Raw genomic sequence first — 18,899 nt, 5'->3', positions numbered from 1 at the left:
CTCGCGCACGCCAACAACGGCGCCAAAATGGCGCAAACAACTTCACACCCGGGAGGAACTGCCATGCCAATTACAACAACAAGGCGTCGTCTGCTCGCTGGATCTGCTGCCGCACTCGCACTGCCGGCCTTTGCCCGCGCGCAAGGCGCGGTCAAGCCGCGCCTCACCGCAATCTCGCAATGGTCCGCGGGCAGCGACGGTGCTGCGATCACGGCGCTCGGCAAGAAGTTCGAGGAAAAGGGCGGCATCTGGCAGCACTCGCCCGTTCCCGGCTTCACCACCGAGATGATGAACAAGCTGCGTGCGCAGATCATCGCCGGCGATCCGCCGGCCTGCTCGCAGCTCAAGGGCCCCGAGATTGCCGCCTGGTCGAAGATCGCCCCGACCGTCGATCTCGACTCCTTGGTCGCGGCTGCCGGCTATGAAAAGGTTGTCGCGCCGGACCTTGCCAAATTGCACAAGCCGGCCGGCAAGTGGATCGCGCTGCCGCTGCAGATCTACAGCACCAACATGCTGTTTCTCTCCAAGCGCGGGATGGACAAGGCCAAGGCCGACAAGGTCCCCGTCACTTGGGCCGACTTCAACGAACTTGCCGAGAAGATGAAGTCGGCCGGAATGGCTTATCCCCTCGCCAACGGTGGCACCCGTCCCGACGACGGGCAGAAGTTCGAGGCTTCCTTCGCCGGCATCAGCCCGACGGCATACCGCACCGCCATCATGAATCTCGACAAGAAGGCGCTGCAGGGCCCGGAGATCAAGGCAGCCTTCGCACAGACGCGCAAGATTGCCGACTGGTGTGACCCCAATGTCGGCGCTCAGCCCTATGCCACCAATCTGAAGCGCTTCGTCGACGGCGACATGGGCATGTTGATCATGGGCGGCTGGGCGCAGGGCGTGCTCAAAAACGCCGGCTTCAAGTTCGACGACTTCACTATCGTTCCAGGCCCCAGCGACAACGGCAAGCCGGTGTTCCTGTTGAATGCCGATGCTTTCATCTTCTGGCAGCGCAAGGAGGCCGATCTGCAGGCCGGCCAGACGCTGATGGCGCAGCTGGTGATGGATCCGGCGATCCAGACCATGTATTCGCAAATCACGGGGTCGATCCCCGTGCGTACCGATGTCGATCTGTCCGGTGCAGGCTGGTCCGACGGTCAGCGGCGCACCGCCGCAGCGCTGAAGGACGCCGTCGCCAGCAATCAGGCCGTCCTGAGCCTTGCGCACAACATGGCGCAGGAAAACGGCCTGACCGCCGCGATGATCGACGTCATCACCGAATATGTGAAGAACAAGACGATCAAGCCGGAGGAGGCCGTCACCCGCCTCGCCGACGCCGTCGAGAGCTCGCGTTGAGCAACGCCGTCTCGACAGCAACGCAACCGGGCCGGTCGGCGACCTCTGAGATGGTACGCCGACTGCCCGAATTTCTGATGATCTGGGTGCCGCTGCTGTTGTCGGCAGCGCACCTCATTTCGTTTTCGATCTGGACGATCTGGATTTCGTTCACGCCATCCACCCTCATTCCGGTCTCCGGCTGGGTGGGCCTGCACAACTACACCGCGGTCCTCGCATCGCGGAATTGGCAGATCGCCTTCGACAATCTTCTGCTGTTCGGCATCGCCTTCGTGCTGTTCAGCTTGATGACGGGCCTCGTGCTCGCGATCCTGCTCGACCAGCGCATTCGCGCCGAGAACGTGCTGCGGTCCATTTTCCTGTACCCGCTGGCGGTATCGTTCGTCGTCACCGGCACGGTCTGGAGCTGGTTGCTCAATCCCGGCATCGGGATCGAGAAGCTCGTCCATGACCTCGGCTGGACCACCTTCCATTTCGACTGGCTGGTGAACCGCGACATGGCGATCTGGACCATCGTCATCGCTGCGGTCTGGCAGTCCTCGGGCTTCGCAATGGCCCTCTTCCTGGCCGGTCTTCGCTCCGTCGACGCCGACATCATCAAGGCCGCGCAGATCGACGGCGCCGGACCGATCCGAACCTATTGGCGCGTCGTCCTGCCGACGCTCTGGCCGATCACCATCACGGTCATCGTGATCCAGCTGCAATTTGCGATCTCGGCCTTCGACCTCGTCCGCGCGCTCACCAACGGCGGACCTGGAATCGCGACCCAGCTACCGGCCCTCGTCGTCTATGATCTGATGTTCCAGCGTAGCCAGCTCGGCCGCGGCGCGGCGGCGGCGGTTCTGATGTTGCTCATCCTTCTCGCGGTGCTGCTGCCCTATGCGGCGTGGCGTTATGTCCAGCGGCGGCAGGCCAACCATGCGTGAAAGCAGCTTCGCGCCGAGCCGCGTCCTGATCTATCTCGTCGTGTCGTTGCTCGCGGCCGCCTGGCTCGCGCCGCTCGTCGTCGTCGTCCTGAATTCGCTCCGCACCAACGAGGAGATCGCGCAGGGGTCGATGATCGGCTGGCCGCAACATTTCGCCTGGGGCAACTACGCCCTGGCCTGGAGCGGCTTCTGCGTCGCCGAGAGCTGCAACGGCATCCGGCCGTACATGCTGAACTCCGCGCTCATCACGATTCCCGCGACAATCCTTTCCACCCTGCTGGGCGCAGTCGCCGGTTACGCCGTGTCGCTCTGGCGCTTTCGCGGCGACAACTGGATTTACGGTATCGTCACCCTCGGCCTCTTTCTGCCGCAGCAGATGCGCCTCCTGCCCTGGACCATCGTGCTGCGCGACATCGGACTCATCAACACGCTGACGGGCCTCGTGCTGATTCACACGATCCAGGGGCTCTCCTTCACCGTGCTGTTCTGCCGGAACTACTATGTCGCCATTCCGCACGAGTTGATCAGGGCCGCGCGCATCGACGGCGCCGGGTTCTTTCGGATCTTCTGGCGCATCATTCTGCCTCTCTCGCCTCCTATCCTGATCGTCACCGTGATCTGGCAGTTCACGCACATCTGGAACGAGTTCCTCTTTGGCGTGACCTTCACGACCGGCCAGCAGCAGCCCGTCACGGCCGCACTCATCGCGCTGTCGGCCGCGGTCGCAGACATCCCGCAACACGGCGTGCAGAGCGCCGCGGTGATCATCGCCGCGCTGCCCACACTGTTGGTCTATCTCCTCGGCGGCAGGTATTTCGTACGCGGCCTCACTGCCGGGGCCGTGAAATGATGGATGAATCATGGCAGCACTGAGCATTCGCGCCCTGTCGAAGCGCTACGCCAATCTGGAGGTGCTGAAAGGCATCGACCTCGACATCGAGAGCGGCGAATTCACCGTGCTGGTCGGCCCCTCCGGCTGCGGCAAGTCCACGCTTCTCAATATCATCGCCGGGCTCGATCGCGCGAGCGACGGCACGATCGAGATCGGCGGACGGGTGGTCAATGACGTGCCGCCGAAGGACCGCGACATCGCCATGGTGTTCCAGTCCTACGCGCTGTACCCGTCGATGACGGTGCGCCAGAACATCACGTTCGGCATGGAATGCCGGGGCGTCGCCAAGGCCGAGCAGGAAAAGGCACTGGCGAATGTGGCCAGACTGCTCCAGATCGAGCCGCTGCTTGCCCGCAAGCCGTCGCAACTGTCCGGCGGCCAGCGCCAGCGCGTCGCGATGGGGCGTGCGCTGGTGCGCGATCCCCTGCTCTTCCTGTTCGACGAGCCACTCTCCAATCTCGACGCCAAGCTGCGCGTCGAGATGCGCATGGAGATCAAGCGGCTGCACCAGCGCATCGGCGCCACCATCATCTATGTCACCCACGACCAGATCGAGGCGATGACGATGGCAACGCGCATTGCCGTGATGCATCGGGGCGTGGTGCAGCAGTTCGCTGACCCTGACACGGTGTACCGCTATCCCGCCAATTTGTTCGTCGCCCGCTTCATGGGCTCGCCGCCGATGAACACGATGCCGGCCCGGCTCGAGGCAGAGGGCGGCGGGCCCGTGGCGGTGATCGGCGCCGGCCGGCCGGACGAGGTGCGTCTCCGCCTGCAAGGCTACGAGGCAGCCGCATCCTATCTCGGCCGCGAGGTGGTGCTCGGGATCAGGCCGGAATGCATCGCCGAGGGCGACCGATTGTTCTCTGGCGCTGCGGGCGCGCCCGTCATCGTCACCGCGCCGGTCGAGCTGGTCGAGCCCACTGGCGCCGAGACCATCGTTCTGCTGCGGCTCGGCGGCGAGCCCGCGCAGGCGCGCATCTCGCCGGACATCCGGCCCGTACCGGGCGCAACCGCCTCCTTCGCGCTGGATACCCGCCGCATTTGCCTGTTCGACCCCGAGACGGAGCGACTGATCGCATGACCCAGACGACCTATGCCGACCTCGCCAATCGCGTGGTGGTGATCACCGGAGGCGCGAGCGGCATCGGTGCCGCCTTTACGCGCGCGTTCGCCGCTCAGGACTCCCGCGTCGCCTTCCTCGACCTCGATACGCAGGCCGGCGAAGCGCTGGCGCAGGATGTGGCGAAGAGTTCCGGCACTGCACCGCTGTTCGTGCCTTGCGATCTCATGGATATCGACGCCTTGCGCGCCGCGCTGGCGAAGGTGCACGCATCGCTTGGCGATGCCGCGGTCCTCGTCAACAACGCCGCCAATGACCAGCGCCAGGTGCTTTCGGACGTGACGCCGGCGGACTTCGACTGGATGATCGGCGTCAATTTCAAGCACGTGTTCTTTGCCGCCCAGACCGTTGTGCCGCAGATGCAGGCGCGTGGCGGCGGCTCGATCATCAACATGTCGTCGGTGGCCTGGATGCGCGGCGCGCCGGCGCTGCCGGTCTACGCCGGCGCCAAGGCGGCCATCGTCGGCTTAACCAATTCGCTCGGCCGCAAGTTCGGTGCCGACCGCATTCGCGTCAACGCGATCGCGCCGGGGATGGTGATCACCGAGCGGCAGCGCAAGCTGTGGTATCCGGACGAGAAGGTCATCACCGAGATGCGTACGCGCCAGGCCATTCCCGATGCGGTGACGCCTGAGGATATCGCCGACATGGCGCTCTACCTCGCCTCCGACGCGAGCCGGCGCATCACGTGCCAGTGCTTCCGGGTCGACGGCGGGCTCGCCTAACCGGCGTGCCCCTTCCGCATCGTCGCGAGCACGATGTCGGCGGCGAGCACGCTCGGCGATGTGTTGCCGGTCGACATGATGGTGTCGAGCTGCGCGAAGGCTTCGACCTGTTGCCGGCGCATTGGCGTCTCCGTCAGCACCTCGGACAGGGCGCTCGCGAGCTTTTCTGGCGTGCAGTCTTCCTGCAAATATTCGGGGATCACGTCCTTGCCGATCACCAGATTGGCGAGGATCACCGAGGAGACCTGGATCGCACGGCGCAGGATGAACGCCTCCATCGCGCCGACGCGATAGGCCGTCACCATCGGGATGCCTGACAGCGCCAGCTCCAGCGTCACGGTGCCCGACTTCGCCAGCGCCGCACGCGCGATGCGAAATGCGGCGCGCTTCTCGGCCTCGCCGACCACGATCTGCGGCTTGACCGGCCAGTTCGCGACACCCGCACGGATGGTGGCTTCGAGATGCGACATGGTCGGCAGCATCAATTCGAACGCGACGCCATCGGACCGCAACCGCCCGAGTGCCGCGCCAAACACGTCCAGATGATGCCGGATCTCGCTGCGACGGCTGCCCGGCAGCGCCAGCAGCACCGGCGTTTCAGCCTCGCGGCGCTTTTGCTCGTCCGCACCAGGCCGTAGCGAGGACAACTGCTCGATCAGGGGATGGCCGACATAGCTGCAAGGCGGCCCGCCGAGCTTGCGGTATTCATCCGGCTCGAACGGCAGCAGACCGAGCACATGATCGACATAGCCGAGCATGGCGCGCGCGCGGCCCGGCCGCCACGCCCAGACCGAGGGCGAAACGTAGTCGATCACGGGGATCGCCGGATTTTTCGCCCGCACACGGCGCGCCACGCGATGGGTGAAGTCGGGACTGTCGATGATGACGAGCGCGTCCGGAGCAGCCTCCGTCACGGCATCCGCGGTCTCGCGGATCAGCCGCAGGATCTTCGGCAGCTGCTGCACCACCGCGGCAAGACCGACGATCGACAGCTCCTCGATCGGAAACAGCGTCTCCAGCCCCTCGCGCGCCATGGTGCGGCCGCCGACGCCCTCGAACTGCACGCCGTCGCCGAGGCGCTGGCGAAGCACCTTCATCAGCGCCGAGCCGAGCCGGTCGCCGGATTCCTCCGTCGCGATCAGAAAAATCTTCCGCTTGGGATCGCGAAGCTGCATCACGCGGGCAAACCGACGATGAAGAGATATTTGGCGTCGGCGAGCGCGATCATCGCCTGCGGCTCGGCGGCGATGGTGTTGCCGGCGATGACGGCGACGCCGGCAAGGCCGGCCCTGGCGACGCCCTCGATCGTGCGCGCGCCGATCGTCGGCAGGTCGAAGCGCAGATCCTGGCCGCTCTTCGGCGCCTTCACCAGCACGCCACGTCCCGTGGCGGCACGGATGCGGCCCTCCTCGCGCAGCCGCGCCACGCGCGCCAGCAGCGCATCTGTGCCTTCGATGTCCTCGACCGCCACCACATGGTTGTCGATCACCACCGCGGCCTGCCCGATGTCGAATGGTCCGAGCGCGGTCAGCACCGCGCGCCCACGTTCGATGTCGCCCTTGGCGTTGTCCGCCGGCCAGGCGCGGGTGATGCACCCCTCGGGCATCAGCAGGTCGGGCGCGACGTCCTTGATGCCGACCATGCGAAAGCCGTCCTGCTCGAGGATCCGCCCGACGCCGGACAACAGATGATCGTCGCCGCCGCGGAAGGCACGGATGACGTTGCCGAGCAATCGCAGCGTCTTGACGTCGAAGCGGATCTCCGTGAGCGAGGGCCGCACCAGCGTGCCGATGAAGATCAGGTCGCGGCAGCCCTCCTCGCGGAACAGCCGCATGGCCCGGCCGAGCTGGCCGACCGAGATCCAGCGATGGCGGAATTTCTCGACCTGCGCCGGATCGCACGCGCCGCGCAGCGGAAACAGCACCGGGGTGATGCCGCGCGCGGCGAGCGACTCTGCGACCGCGAACGGCATTACGCCCCCGCCTGCGACCACGCCGACCGGTGATGAAATCGCAGGAGCCGCCGATGTCATGTCCGCGGCCATCGCAGCATCACTTCTCGATGGTCGGAAGGCAGAGCGGGCGCTTGCCCTTGCCGATGAAGCCGAGGATCTCGGCGATCGCGGGATCTTCGCTCTCGAGCGGTCGCACCGACTCCAGCCGCTCGGCGAACGTGCCGGGGCCGTGGAAGAGCTTCTGGTAGAACGCCCGCACGGTTGCAAGCCGCTGCTTGGTGAACTTGCGCCGCTTCATCCCGATCAGGTTGAGGCTCTCGAGCACCGCATATTGGCCGTTGGCGAGCCCATACGGGATGATGTCGTCGCGCACGCCCGAGAGGCCGCCGACCATCACATAGGAGCCGATGCGGGTGAACTGATGCACCGCGGACAGCCCGCCGATATAGACGGCATCGCCGATCTCGCAATGGCCGCCGAGCGTCGCCGAGGTCGCGAAGATCGCGTTGTTGCCGACCATGCAGTCATGGCCGACATGGCTGTTGTTCATGAAGTAGCCGTCGTTGCCGACGCGCGTCTTGCCCCCGCCCTTGACGGTGCCGACATTCATCGTCGCTCCCTCGCGGATGGTGTTGCCGGACCCGATGTCGAGCGTGGTCGGCTCGCCCTTGTAGCTGAGATCCTGCGGCGCGCCGCCGAGCACTGCGAACGGCGAGATCACACAGGCGTCGCCGACCGTGGTGTGGCCGATGACGGTGACCTGTCCAAGCAGCCTGCAATTGGCCCCGATCCGGGCATTGCGACCGATGATGCAAAAGGGCCCGATCTCGGTGCCCTCGCCGATCACGGCGCCGTCTTCCACCCGCGCGGTGGGGTCGATCTTACTCATCAAAAAGGTCTGGCTATGTGTTGAACTTGCTCGGCTTTCCGGTGGTTAGCGCGACTGCGCCCGATCTGTCCAGTGACGTATGATCTCGGCCTGTTGCAGAGGCCGGCTGAACAAGCCGCGCCGCTTGCGTGAACGACCTCATCCAACACTTGAACGGACGAGGCGCCGTTCTCAGTCGGTCAGCATGGCTCCGACGTCGGCTTCGGCGACGACCTGGCCGTTGACCTTGGCGTCACCGTGAAACCACCACATCGCCTTGCGGCGGCCGAGCGAGCGCATGTGATACTCGATGGTATCGCCGGGAAGCACCGGTTTGCGGAACTTGCATTTGTCGATGGTGAGGAAATACACCGCCCGCGGCTTCTCGGTGCCCTCGACCGACTTGATGCCGATCACGCCGGCGGTCTGCGCCATCGCCTCGATCATCATGACACCGGGATAGACCGGGCGTTCGGGGAAATGCCCCTGGAAGGCCGGCTCGTTGAAGGTGACGTTCTTGATGCCGATGCCGCTGTAGTCGGCCCGGATGTTGATGACGCGGTCGATCAGCAGCATCGGAAAACGGTGCGGTAACGTCTGGAGGATCGCATTGATGTCCACCAGCTCGAACTTAACAGGTGATTCCGCCGTCATTCCCGTCCCTCATCCTTCGGATCGGCCTTGCCGTCGCGTACCAGGCGCTCCACTGCGATGATTTCCTTGAACCATTGTTTGGTGGGCTTGGCAAAGAAACCGCCCCAGCGACCGTTCGGCGGGATGTCGTCCTTGACGCCGCTCATCGCGGTGACCTGGGCCCCGTCGCCGATCTTGAGGTGATTGTTGATGCCAACCTTTGCTCCCAGCGCCACGTTGTCGCCGATGGTCAGGCTGCCCGCGAGCCCGATCTGGGCCGCCAGCAGGCAATTCCGGCCAATCGTTACATTGTGGCCGATCTGGACCTGATTGTCGATTTTGGTGCCCTCGCCGATCACGGTGTCGCGCAAGGACCCGCGATCGATGGTGGTGCCGGCGCCGACTTCCACGTTGTTCTGGATCAGCACGCGGCCGGTCTGGGGCACTTTCAGATGGCCCTCGGGGCCGAAGAAGATGAAGCCATAGCCGTCCTGACCGATCGAGCAGCCGGGATGGATCAGCACGTTGTTGCCGATCAGCGCGCACTGGATGGCTGTGCGGGCACCGACATTGCAGTCCCGTCCGATCTTGACGCCTGGACCAAGCACCACGCCGGCGCCGATCACGGTGCCGCTGCCGATCTCGACGTCAGGGCCGATGACGGTCAGCGGCTCGACGATCACGTCGTCCTCGAGCCGCGCCGAGGGATCGATGATGGCCGATGGTGCAATGCCGTCATTGCCGAACCAGGACTGCGGGCGCAGCGCGTCGCCATGCCATTCCCGGGCAATGCCGACAAAGGCGCGGAACGGCTGTGCCGCCCGCAGCACCGCCACATGCGGAGGCACCTGTGCCTCGAAGCGGGGGCTGACCAGGCAGGCGCCGGCCTTGGTCGCCTTCAGCTCGTCGGCGTATTTGAGGTTGTCGAAGAACGCCAAATGCATCGGGCCGGCTTCGTCGAGCGAAGCAAGACCCGTGATGACATGACCGCCCCTGCTGGGATCGACCAGCTGGGCCTTGGTCTGCGCGGCGATGTCCGCCAGCGTCGAGGCTGGAGGCTTTTTGAAGAAGGTCGGCTGCGCCATTCCACCCCGTCGCGGTCCGGCTTCGGCATGAAGCGGTCAGGCCGCATCATGCCTTATCTCACGGATTGAGCACGATCTTTTTGGCGACCGGCCTCGAGGAAACTGCCCAGAGGCCGGGTCATGCCCTGTTCGAATTAGAACGACGTGCCACCGCCGAACCGGAATTCCTGCACGCGGTCATACTTGCCCTTGGTGAGCGGCACCGCGTAGTCGAAGCGCAGCGGACCGAACGGCGAGGCCCAGATCAGACCGACACCGACCGACGACCGGATGACCTTGCTGTCGTCGTAAACCAGGCCGGTACAGGTTCCCGTGGAATTCGGATTGACGGTCGACGGCGTACAGGACGAGTTCGCGGTCGTGGTCATTTCGTTGGTCACAGACCACGTCGTGGGGCCCTTGTAGTCGTAGAGACCACCGGCGTCGGCGTAGACCGCGCCCTTCAGACCCACTTCCTTCGGCAGGAACCAGAACGGCATCTGCAACTCGAGCGAAGCGCCCCAGTACTTGGTGCCGCCGAGCGCGTCCTGCGTGCCGTAGGGGTTGAGGTCGCGCGGGCCAATGCCGTTCGGCGCGAAGCCGCGGACGAGATTCGGGCCCATCTGGAAGTGATCCAGCATGCGCAGGTCGTCGCTGCCGATCTTGTTCAGGATACCGCCCTGGACGTGGAGCACGCCGACGAGGTCGGACACCAGCGACTGGTAGTACTTCGCATCGGCCACGGTCTTCAGGTAGGAGACGTCGCCGCCGACGCCGGCGAAATCCTGCCTGAAGTCGACGAGCAGGCCATCAGTCGGGTTCTTGTTGTTGTCGAGCGTGTTGTAGGTCAGCGTGTAGCCGAGCGCAGACGTCAGCGTCTTGCCGCTCGCAAGCTCCTTGCGCACAGGCAGCGAGGCTTCGCCGTCGCTGTAGCAGCCGAGGCCATTCGTCGATGTCGCAAGTGGCGTGCCGGTCGCAAGCGCATAGGCTGGGCTTGGGTTGAACGCCGCCGAGGTCGGATCATTGTTACAATTCGCCAGGTAGGACGGCAGCGAGATTTCCTGCTGGTAGATCGAATAACGCAGCTGGAGCGCCAGGTCCTCGCGCAGCTGGAAGCCGAGGCGTGGGCTGAAGCCCAGCGTCTTGGTGCCGTAGGAGATGTAGCTGTTGGACAGCTGGGTGCGCTGATAGAGGTCGAGGCCGAGCGCGACGCGATAGTCGAGCAGATAGGGCTCGACGAACGACAGCGAGTAGCCGCGGGCATACTGGCCATAGGTCACCGAGGCCTTGGCGAACAGGCCGCGGCCGAGCAGGTTGCGCTCGGAGACCGAGACTTCGGCCAGCGCACCGTCGGTCGTGGAGTAGCCGCCCGAGACCGAGAAGTCGCCGGTCGACTTCTCTTCGAGATCGACGACCAGGATGACGCGGTCGCTGGAGGAGCCCGGCTCCGTCGTGATCTTCACGGTCTTGAAGTAGTCGAGGTTCTTCAGGCGGCGCTCGGCGCGGTCGACCAGCGCGCGGTTGTAGGCATCGCCCTCCGAAATATCGAACTCGCGGCGGATCACATAGTCGCGGGTACGGGTGTTGCCGCGGATGTTGATGCGCTCGATATAGGTGCGCGGGCCCTCGTCGACGTTGAACACGACGGAGACGGTGTGGGCGTCGAAATTGCGATCGCCACCCGGACGCACCATCGCGAAGGCGTAGCCGCGACGCGAGGCCTCGATCTGCATGTCCTCGACCGATTTCTCGACCGATTCGACGTTGTAGAGCGAACCGACATTGACGCGCGAGAAGGAGCGCAACGTGCTCGGGTCGAAGTTCGCGATGCTGGTGCGGAAATCGACGCTGCCGACGCGGTACTGCTGGCCTTCCTCGATCTTGAAGGTGACGTTGAAGCCCTTCTTCGCCGGATCGTATTCGGTGAGCGCGGCCACGACCTGAACGTCGGCGAAGCCGTTCTTCAGGTAGAAGCGGCGAATCAGGTCGCGGTCGGCTTCGACGCGATCAGGATCGTAAACGTCGCCGCTGCCGAGGAAACTCAGCAGATTCGTCTCGCGCGTCTTGATGACGTCGCGCAGGCGGTAGGACGAGAACGCATTGTTGCCGATGAACTCGATCGACTTCACGCCGGTCTTGGCGCCTTCGTTGATCGTGAAGACGAGATCGACGCGGTTGTTCGGCTGCTCGATGATTTCAGGCACGACGGTGACGTCGTACCGGCCGGAGCGGCGATAGATTTCGGCGATTCGCAGCGTGTCCGACTGCACCATGGCGCGGGAGAACGTGCCGCGGGCCTTGGACTGGACCTCGGCGGTGAGCTGCTCGTCCTTGATCTTCTTGTTGCCCTCGAACGCAATGCGCCCGATCACCGGGTTTTCCACCACGGAGACAATGAGTTGGCCGCCGGCGCCGCGATTGATCTTCACGTCCTGGAACAGGCCGGTTTCGATCAGCGCCTTGAGGCCGTCGTCGATGGCAGCCTGATCGAGGCGACCGCCGGGACCGGCCTTGAAATAGGACCGGATCGTCTCCACCTCGACGCGGCGATTCCCTTCGACGGAAATCGACTGCACGGTCTGGGCGAGCGCAGACGAAGACACAAAAACAGCCCCAACCGGGGCAATCACCGGCGCGCCGAACATGATCAGGGTTGCGAGCAAGCCCCCCCGGAGTCGCAGTCCAAACTTCATGCGCAACGCGCCCTTATCAACGTACCAGACCCAACCCCAAAGCCGGTCTGGGAGATTCCCCAAGTTCAAGCCGCTTGTAGCCAATTTCCCCGACGCCGCAAACGGCCGAGCGCGCCGTAATTTCAATTTCATTCCAAGACGTTGCTCAACAGCAACGCCACAAAAAAGCCCCTATCAGGACGCCGCCATCCGAAGAATGTCGTTGTAGGTCGCGAACACCATCAGCATCAGCACCAGACCAAGGCCGATTCGGAACCCCATTTCCTGGGTGCGCTCGGACAACGGACGGCCGCGGACCACCTCGGCCGTGTAGAACAGAAGATGACCGCCATCGAGCAGCGGGATCGGGAACAGGTTCAACAGCCCGATCGAGACCGACAGCACCGCGCACAGATTGATCACGAACTGGAACCCGGCGCTGGCCGCCTGCCCCGACATCTTGGCGATGCCGAGGACACCGCTGACCTCGCTCGGATTGCCCTGCCCCATGAAGAGCGAACCCAGGAACTTGAAGGTGCTGCTGATGATGAACCAGACCTGCTCGCCCCCGATCTTGAGCGCCTCGCCCACCCCGACCGGCGCGGTCGAGACCTCACCCGCCTGGGACTTGTGCTCGACGCCGAGCACGCCGACCCGATGGCGGTTGCCGAACGGATCCTTTCGCTCCAGCAGCGCCGGCGTCGCGGTGAGCGACACCATCCCGCCATCCCGCTTCACCTGGAAAACCAGCGCTGAACCGGCGCTCGTCGCGACGATCCGCTGCATGTCGGCAAAGCTCTCGATCGGCTTGCCGTCGATCTGGATGATGACGTCGCCGATCTTGAAGCCGGCGGCGGCCGCAGCGCCGTCGGCAACGATGCCGTCCACGCGCGCGATCGTGCTCGGCTTACCGTAATACAGGGCCATGCCTGCGAAAATCAGGGCTCCGAGAATGAAATTGGCAATCGGACCGGCGGCGACGATGGCGGCGCGCGGACCGACCTTCTTGTAGTGGAAGCTGCCGGCGCGCTCCTCCGCCGTCATGGCCGCAAGCGTCTCGGCCGACGGGGTGGACGCCTCACCCTCGTCGCCGAAGAACTTGACGTAGCCGCCGAGCGGGATCGCCGAAATCTTCCAGCGGGTGCCGTGACGGTCGTTGAACCCGACCAGCTCAGGCCCGAACCCGAGCGAAAAGGTTAACACCCGGACGCCGGCCCAGCGCGCGACCAGGAAATGGCCGAGCTCGTGGAAGAACACGACGATGGTCAGGACGAACAGGAACGGAACCGCGTAGCCGAGGAGCCCATGGCTCAACGTATTGAAACTATGGACGAAAAAGTCAGACATCGATTCCCCTCATCCAGCGCCGCAAGGCCCTGGCCCCGAACTACCTAGGATGCCTTTAAGGCAATTTGAGGCAATAGGGCGGCAGCTTTATTTCGCGAAACATGGTCAATGTTTATTGCGTCGTCCGCTGAAGTCATGGGGCCGTGGTTCCCGCCCCGGATCCAGTCCTCCAGCGTCGCCTCGACCAGCCGGGCAATCGCGCCGAACCGGATCTTGCCGGCAATGAAGGCTGCGACCGCGACCTCGTTGGCGGCATTGTACACAGTGGTCGCGCCCTTCCCGTGCCGCAGCGAATCGAAGGCCAAACGTAACCCTGGGAATCGCTCGAAATCCGGCGCCTCGAACGTGAGCTGGCCGATCTTGGCCAGATCGAGCTTGGCCGCCGGACCCTTGATCCGGTCGGGCCAGCCGAGGCAATGGGCGATCGGCGTGCGCATGTCGGGCGAGCCGAGCTGGGCCACCACGGAGCAGTCGGAAAACTCGACCATGCCGTGGATGATCGACTGGGGATGCACCAGCACGTCGATCTCGTCCGGCGACAGTGCGAACAGATATGAGGCCTCGATCACCTCGAGACCCTTGTTCATCATCGAGGCGGAATCGATCGTGATCTTCTGGCCCATGCTCCAGTTCGGATGCTTCAGGGCCTGCGCGAGGGTGGCCTGCTCGATGTCGGCGCTCTTCCAGGTCCGGAACGGTCCGCCCGAGGCGGTGATGATGACGCGGACCAGTTCGTCGCGATTGCCCGAGGCCAGCGCCTGAAACAGCGCGTTGTGCTCGGAATCAGCCGGCAGGATACAGGCGCCCGCTTTCGCCGCGCGCTGCATGAAGAAATCGCCGGCGCAAACCAGGCATTCCTTGTTGGCGAGCGCGACATGCGCACCGCGATCGACCGCAGCCAGGGCCGGCTTCAATCCGGCCGCGCCGCTGACGGCCGCCATCACCCAATCGGCCGGACGCGCGCCGGCCTCGATCACGGCGCTTTCGCCGGCGCCGCATTCCGTGCTCGTGCCGGCAAGTGCAGCCTTCAGGTCGGCGAGCTTGGTGCTGTCCGCGATCGCGACGTAGCGCGCGGAAAACTCCTTCGCGAGCTTGGCCAGCGCTTCGACATTGCTGTTCGCCGTCAGGGCTTCGACGCGATAGCGCTCGGGCGAAGCGCGCAGCAGATCCATCGTGCTGTCGCCGATCGAGCCGGTGGCGCCGAGAACCGTGACGCTGCGGATGTCCGACACAGCGAGCTTGTTGTTCCGCAAAGGGACTGCGCTCATATCCTCACCAAACCATAAGACCGCTTCCGGCGCTATGCACACCATGGCGGAGAAAACCGATAATCCATGCCACCAGGATGGCGGCGACAAAGCCGTCCAGGCGGTCCAGAAGCCCGCCATGGCCGGGAATTAAGTGACTGGAATCCTTGACGCCGAAGCGTCTTTTGACCGCGGATTCGAACAGATCGCCAGCTTGCGATACCACCGACAGGACGGCGCTGACGAGCAGCAGCGGAACTGCCTTTCCGACGCCGAAAGCCGCAAACCCCGACGCGACGGCAAGGCTCGCCGCAAAACCGCCGAACGCACCCGCCCAGGTCTTCTTGGGACTGACGCGCGGCCACAGCTTCGGTCCGCCGATGCCGCGGCCGGCGAAATACCCGCCGATATCGGTCGCCCACACCACCAGCAGCACGAACATCAGCGCGGAGAAGCCGTTGACCAGATCCTTCCGCACCAGGATCGAGGCCAGCAGCGCCGCCGACGCATAAGCAAATCCGGTCGCGGCCCACATGAACTTGCCGCGTGCGATCAGCATGATGATCGCGCCGCCGAGGCAGCCGACGATGATGGCGGTCTTGAGCGCGCCGGCGGCAACGCACAAACCCATCATGGCGATGACGATCGTCCCTGCCCCGGTCAGCGCGGTCGAGCCTGCGCCCACCACCATCAGCCATTCCGCGAACAGTCCGACCGACACCAGGGTCACGAGCAGCGCCCACAGCCAGCCGCCGACGTAGGCAGCACCGATCGTCAACGGCGCCAGCACCAGCGCCGCGAGGACTCGCATCACGAGATTGCTCGGGGCCGGCTTGGTGCCTGCCGGTGCGGTGTCCGATTCGCTCACGAGGCTGATTTCGCGACCAGGCCGCCGAAACGGCGCTCGCGCCTGGCGAATTCGGCGATCGCGCCTTCCAGCGCCCCCTTGTCGAAGTCGGGCCAGTGCACCGGCACGAACACGAGCTCGCTATAGGCGGCCTGCCACATCAGGAAATTCGACAGGCGCTGCTCGCCGCTGGTGCGGATGATGAGATCCGGATCGGGAATGTCGGGCGCATCGAGATGGGCGCCGATTGAATCGGCATCGATCGAGGCAGGATCGCGTTTGCCTTCCGCGACTTCGCGCGCAAGCTTTTGTGCGGCCTTCGCGATCTCCTGCCGCGAGCCGTAATTGAAAGCGACGACGAGCGTGAGACGCGTGTTGTCGCGCGTCAACTCCTCGGCCTCGTTGAGCAGCGCACAGATGTCGCCCTCGAGCCCGTCGCGCTCGCCGATGATGCGGACCTTGACGCCGTCACGATGCAGGCTCGCGAGATCGTTGCGGATGAAGCGGCGGAGCAGACCGAAGAGATCGCCGATCTCGCTCGCCGGGCGCGACCAGTTCTCCGACGAGAACGAGAAGATGGTGAGATAGCGGATGCCGAGCTCATGCGAGGCACGCACCACGCGGCGCAATGCCTCGACGCCGCGGCGGTGTCCCTCCGCCCGCGGCAGGCCGCGCGCCGCCGCCCAGCGCCCGTTGCCATCCATGATGATGGCGACATGCGCAGGCGCGTCGGACCGGTCGGGTCCTTCAGTTGCAGGCGCGGCGGCGTTGGGCATGGAAAAGAAGCCTTAAACGGTGAGGATTTCTTTTTCCTTGGCGGCCAGCAGCTGGTCGATCTCGGTGATGGTGCCGTCGGTCGCCTTCTGCACCTCGTCGGCGTGACGCTTCTGATCGTCCTCCGACATCTCATGATTCTTCTCGAGCTTCTTCAGCACGTCGAGACCGTCGCGGCGGACGTGGCGCGCGGCGACCTTGGCGGCCTCGGCGTATTTGTGCGCGACCTTGACCAGCTCCTTGCGGCGCTCCTCGTTAAGCTCGGGAATGCGCAGGCGCAGCACCTGGCCTTCGGTCGCGGGCGACAGGCCGAGATTGGAATCGACGATCGCCTTCTCGACCGCCTTGACCATCGACTTGTCCCAGACCTGCACCGAGATCAGGCGCGGCTCCGGCACGCTGACGGTGGCGAGCTGATTGAGCGGCATGTGACTGCCATAGGCATCGACCTGCACCGGATCGAGCATCGAGGCCGAGGCGCGGCCCGTGCGCAGGCCGCCAAGCTCGTGCTTGAGCGAGGCGACCGCGCCCTGCATGCGGCGCTTCACTTCGTTGAGGTCGAAATTACCCGTGGCCATCACGTTTCTCCTTCAGTAACCCGGCGACCTCACCGCGCCCCTCCCTCGGGGCGCACCCGATGTGCCGTCAGCCGGCGACAACAGTCCCGTGGCCGGCGCCGCGCAGAATCGCGCCGATCGACCCCGGCTCCGCGATCGAAAATACGATGATAGGCAGCGACGTCTCGCGGGCAAGTGCGAAGGCGGTCGCATCCATCACCTTGTAGCCACCCTCGATCGCCTGCGAATGCGTCAGCCGGTCGAACCGCGTCGCCGTCGGGTCCTTCTTCGGATCCGCCGAGTAGACGCCGTCGACATTGGTCGCCTTCAGCACCGCCTGGGCGCCGATCTCGGCGGCGCGCAGCACGGCCGTCGTGTCCGTGGTGAAGAACGGATTGCCGGTTCCGCCGCCGAGCAGCAGGATGCGGCCCTCGGCAAGGTATTTGTGCGCCGCAATGCGGGTGAACAGCTCGGAGATCTCGGGCATGACGAAGGCAGAGAGCGCCCTCGCCGGCGCGCCCTTGCGCTCGATCGTGGCTTCGAGCGCGAGGCAGTTCATCATGGTGGCAAGCATGCCCATGGTGTCGCCGGTCGGGCGCGACACACCGCGCGAGGAGACCTCGACGCCGCGAAAGATATTGCCGCCACCGATCACGACCGCCACCTCGCAACCGAGCTGGCGGGCGGCGATCAGGTCGTCCGCAACCCGGTCCATGGTCGGCTGGTCGATGCCGAAGCCCTGCTGTCCCGCGAGATATTCGCCGGACAGCTTGATCACGACACGACGATAGACCGGATCAGTCATGAGCACTTTCCTTGTCCGGGCGCCGCTTCCGGCGGCACGCCGGAAGGAGGTGTTCCGGCGCTTACTTCTTGCCGCTGGCCGCCGCGACCTCGGCCGCGAAGTCCGATTCCTGCTTCTCGATGCCCTCACCGAGAGCATAGCGCGCGAAACCGGCGATCTTCACCGGGCCGCCGACCTTGCCTTCGGCTTCCTTCAGCGCCTGCGCCACCGACTTGCCGGTGTCGTGGATGAAGGCCTGCTCGAGCAGGCAGACTTCCTTGTAGTAGGTCTTCAGGCCGGACTCGACGATCTTCTCGATCACGTTCTCCGGCTTGCCCTGCTGGCGGTACTTGTCCGCGAGCACGTCCTTCTCACGCTTCACGACGGCCGGATCGAGGCCGGTCGGGTCGAGCGCGAGCGGGTTGGTGGCGGCGACATGCATCGCGATCTGGCGGCCGAGCGCTGCGAGATCGTCGGCCTTGCCGGGCGATTCCAGCGCAACGAGCACGCCCATCTTGCCGGCGCCGTCGATGACCGCACCGTGGACATAGCTCGATACCACGCCCTGGCTCACTTCGAGCGAAGCGGCCCGGCGCAGCGTCATGTTTTCACCGATGGTGGCGATCGCGTCGTTGATCGCTGCTTCCACCGTGACGTCACCGACCTTGGCAACCTTGATCTTCTCGACGTCGGCGCCGGCGTCGAAAGCGACCTGCGCGACCATCTTCACCAGGCCCTGGAACTGCCCGTTGCGCGCGACGAAGTCGGTCTCGGAGTTGACCTCGACCACGACGCCCTTGGTGCCCTTGGTGAGCGCGCCGATGAGGCCTTCGGCCGCGACACGGCCCGACTTCTTGGCGGCCTTCGACAGGCCCTTCTTGCGCAGCCAATCCTGCGCCGCTTCCATGTTGCCGTCGTTCTCGGTCAGCGCGGCCTTGCAGTCCATCATGCCTGCGCCGGTGGACTCGCGCAGATCCTTGACCATCGCAGCAGTGATCGTTGCCATCGTTGAAAATCCTTCTTGCCTGCCGGTTCGCCGCGGCGTGGCTCCAATTGCCCCGCCGCGGTCCATCTCAGGAATTCGCGTCAACTGAATGAAATGGCGGCCGGACCCTGTCCGGCCAACGCATCGCTCG

At 64.9% G+C, this 18,899-nt stretch carries 18 protein-coding genes; 5 read left to right on the top strand and 13 right to left on the bottom strand.

Translation table 11 applies throughout. The features are described 5' to 3' along the window. Positions 1–63: 63 nt before the first annotated feature. From QY049_RS01340 to QY049_RS01320, 5 genes are read left to right on the top strand one after another with little or no spacing between them, the layout of a single operon-like run. Positions 64–1,350 (top strand): ABC transporter substrate-binding protein, encoded by a 1,287-nt coding sequence (locus tag QY049_RS01340; protein WP_194475661.1) that lies wholly within the window; start codon positions 64–66, stop codon positions 1,348–1,350. Positions 1,351–1,400: 50 nt separating this feature from the next. Continuing rightward, positions 1,401–2,276: a carbohydrate ABC transporter permease gene (locus QY049_RS01335; protein WP_194475660.1), complete on the top strand. Its 876-nt coding sequence runs from the start codon at positions 1,401–1,403 to the stop codon at positions 2,274–2,276. Further along, complete coding sequence (locus tag QY049_RS01330) at positions 2,269–3,126, top strand: carbohydrate ABC transporter permease (protein ID WP_258766753.1); 858 nt, start codon at positions 2,269–2,271, stop codon at positions 3,124–3,126. Before QY049_RS01335 ends, QY049_RS01330 begins: the two co-directional genes overlap by 8 nt. A gap of 10 nt (positions 3,127–3,136) precedes the next feature. Then, on the top strand, positions 3,137–4,252 hold the full coding sequence (locus QY049_RS01325) for an ABC transporter ATP-binding protein (RefSeq protein ID WP_194475658.1): 1,116 nt from the start codon (positions 3,137–3,139) through the stop codon (positions 4,250–4,252). Further along, positions 4,249–5,016: an SDR family NAD(P)-dependent oxidoreductase gene (locus QY049_RS01320; RefSeq protein ID WP_301268655.1), complete on the top strand. Its 768-nt coding sequence runs from the start codon at positions 4,249–4,251 to the stop codon at positions 5,014–5,016. Before QY049_RS01325 ends, QY049_RS01320 begins: the two co-directional genes overlap by 4 nt. Here the strand turns inward: QY049_RS01320 and lpxB are convergent. From lpxB to tsf, 13 genes are all read right to left on the bottom strand, one after another. Continuing rightward, the gene (gene lpxB / locus QY049_RS01315; RefSeq protein WP_301268654.1) at positions 5,013–6,194 is read right to left on the bottom strand and encodes a lipid-A-disaccharide synthase; all 1,182 of its coding nucleotides are present in this window, start codon (positions 6,192–6,194) and stop codon (positions 5,013–5,015) included. The two genes, QY049_RS01320 and lpxB, sit on opposite strands and share 4 nt — an antisense overlap. Then, positions 6,191–7,048, bottom strand: a complete 858-nt coding sequence (locus QY049_RS01310; RefSeq protein WP_258766956.1) for an LpxI family protein — start codon at positions 7,046–7,048, stop codon at positions 6,191–6,193. Before QY049_RS01310 ends, lpxB begins: the two co-directional genes overlap by 4 nt. Before the next feature lie 19 nt (positions 7,049–7,067). After that, positions 7,068–7,859, bottom strand: coding sequence for an acyl-ACP--UDP-N-acetylglucosamine O-acyltransferase (gene lpxA / locus QY049_RS01305; protein WP_301268653.1), 792 nt, complete (start codon positions 7,857–7,859; stop codon positions 7,068–7,070). Between the two features lie 171 nt (positions 7,860–8,030). Further along, positions 8,031–8,492, bottom strand: a complete 462-nt coding sequence (gene fabZ / locus QY049_RS01300) for a 3-hydroxyacyl-ACP dehydratase FabZ (protein ID WP_024341283.1) — start codon at positions 8,490–8,492, stop codon at positions 8,031–8,033. Then, on the bottom strand, positions 8,489–9,556 hold the full coding sequence (gene lpxD, locus QY049_RS01295) for a UDP-3-O-(3-hydroxymyristoyl)glucosamine N-acyltransferase (RefSeq protein WP_194475654.1): 1,068 nt from the start codon (positions 9,554–9,556) through the stop codon (positions 8,489–8,491). The genes fabZ and lpxD overlap by 4 nt, the downstream gene beginning before the upstream one ends. 134 nt (positions 9,557–9,690) lie before the next feature. Beyond that, entirely contained in the window at positions 9,691–12,228 is a 2,538-nt protein-coding gene (gene bamA / locus QY049_RS01290; RefSeq protein ID WP_301268652.1) for an outer membrane protein assembly factor BamA, read from the bottom strand. A gap of 174 nt (positions 12,229–12,402) precedes the next feature. After that, complete coding sequence (rseP, locus tag QY049_RS01285; protein ID WP_301268651.1) at positions 12,403–13,554, bottom strand: RIP metalloprotease RseP; 1,152 nt, start codon at positions 13,552–13,554, stop codon at positions 12,403–12,405. A 44-nt stretch (positions 13,555–13,598) separates the two neighbouring features. Then, positions 13,599–14,822: a 1-deoxy-D-xylulose-5-phosphate reductoisomerase gene (dxr, locus tag QY049_RS01280; RefSeq protein WP_258766745.1), complete on the bottom strand. Its 1,224-nt coding sequence runs from the start codon at positions 14,820–14,822 to the stop codon at positions 13,599–13,601. 4 nt (positions 14,823–14,826) lie between these two features. Further along, the gene (locus QY049_RS01275; protein WP_301268650.1) at positions 14,827–15,669 is read right to left on the bottom strand and encodes a phosphatidate cytidylyltransferase; all 843 of its coding nucleotides are present in this window, start codon (positions 15,667–15,669) and stop codon (positions 14,827–14,829) included. Next, positions 15,666–16,424, bottom strand: coding sequence for an isoprenyl transferase (locus QY049_RS01270; protein ID WP_258766743.1), 759 nt, complete (start codon positions 16,422–16,424; stop codon positions 15,666–15,668). The genes QY049_RS01275 and QY049_RS01270 overlap by 4 nt, the downstream gene beginning before the upstream one ends. A 12-nt stretch (positions 16,425–16,436) precedes the next feature. After that, entirely contained in the window at positions 16,437–17,000 is a 564-nt protein-coding gene (gene frr / locus QY049_RS01265; protein ID WP_128951567.1) for a ribosome recycling factor, read from the bottom strand. 67 nt (positions 17,001–17,067) lie between these two features. Next, positions 17,068–17,784, bottom strand: coding sequence for a UMP kinase (gene pyrH, locus QY049_RS01260; RefSeq protein WP_301268649.1), 717 nt, complete (start codon positions 17,782–17,784; stop codon positions 17,068–17,070). 61 nt (positions 17,785–17,845) lie between these two features. Continuing rightward, complete coding sequence (gene tsf, locus QY049_RS01255) at positions 17,846–18,769, bottom strand: translation elongation factor Ts (protein ID WP_301268648.1); 924 nt, start codon at positions 18,767–18,769, stop codon at positions 17,846–17,848. Positions 18,770–18,899: the final 130 nt, after the last annotated feature.

The organism is Bradyrhizobium sp. WYCCWR 13022, assembly GCF_030435535.1.
Taxonomy (GTDB): Bacteria; Pseudomonadota; Alphaproteobacteria; order Rhizobiales; family Xanthobacteraceae; genus Bradyrhizobium.
The sequence above is the reverse complement of the archived record's forward strand: the minus strand, read 5'-3'. Positions and strand labels throughout refer to the sequence as shown.

Bases quoted from the DNA above. Each gene is read 5' to 3' on its own strand.
- QY049_RS01340 (WP_194475661.1), top strand. From the start codon at position 64: ATGCCAATTACAACAACAAGGCGTCGTCTGCTCGCTGGATCTGCTGCC.
- QY049_RS01335 (WP_194475660.1), top strand. From the start codon at position 1,401: ATGGTACGCCGACTGCCCGAATTTCTGATGATCTGGGTGCCGCTGCTG.
- QY049_RS01330 (WP_258766753.1), top strand. From the start codon at position 2,269: ATGCGTGAAAGCAGCTTCGCGCCGAGCCGCGTCCTGATCTATCTCGTC.
- QY049_RS01325 (WP_194475658.1), top strand. From the start codon at position 3,137: ATGGCAGCACTGAGCATTCGCGCCCTGTCGAAGCGCTACGCCAATCTG.
- QY049_RS01320 (WP_301268655.1), top strand. From the start codon at position 4,249: ATGACCCAGACGACCTATGCCGACCTCGCCAATCGCGTGGTGGTGATC.
- QY049_RS01310 (WP_258766956.1), bottom strand. From the start codon at position 7,048: ATGACATCGGCGGCTCCTGCGATTTCATCACCGGTCGGCGTGGTCGCA.
- lpxA (WP_301268653.1), bottom strand. From the start codon at position 7,859: ATGAGTAAGATCGACCCCACCGCGCGGGTGGAAGACGGCGCCGTGATC.
- fabZ (WP_024341283.1), bottom strand. From the start codon at position 8,492: ATGACGGCGGAATCACCTGTTAAGTTCGAGCTGGTGGACATCAATGCG.
- lpxD (WP_194475654.1), bottom strand. From the start codon at position 9,556: ATGGCGCAGCCGACCTTCTTCAAAAAGCCTCCAGCCTCGACGCTGGCG.
- bamA (WP_301268652.1), bottom strand. From the start codon at position 12,228: ATGAAGTTTGGACTGCGACTCCGGGGGGGCTTGCTCGCAACCCTGATC.
- rseP (WP_301268651.1), bottom strand. From the start codon at position 13,554: ATGTCTGACTTTTTCGTCCATAGTTTCAATACGTTGAGCCATGGGCTC.
- dxr (WP_258766745.1), bottom strand. From the start codon at position 14,822: ATGAGCGCAGTCCCTTTGCGGAACAACAAGCTCGCTGTGTCGGACATC.
- QY049_RS01270 (WP_258766743.1), bottom strand. From the start codon at position 16,424: ATGCCCAACGCCGCCGCGCCTGCAACTGAAGGACCCGACCGGTCCGAC.
- frr (WP_128951567.1), bottom strand. From the start codon at position 17,000: ATGGCCACGGGTAATTTCGACCTCAACGAAGTGAAGCGCCGCATGCAG.
- pyrH (WP_301268649.1), bottom strand. From the start codon at position 17,784: ATGACTGATCCGGTCTATCGTCGTGTCGTGATCAAGCTGTCCGGCGAA.
- tsf (WP_301268648.1), bottom strand. From the start codon at position 18,769: ATGGCAACGATCACTGCTGCGATGGTCAAGGATCTGCGCGAGTCCACC.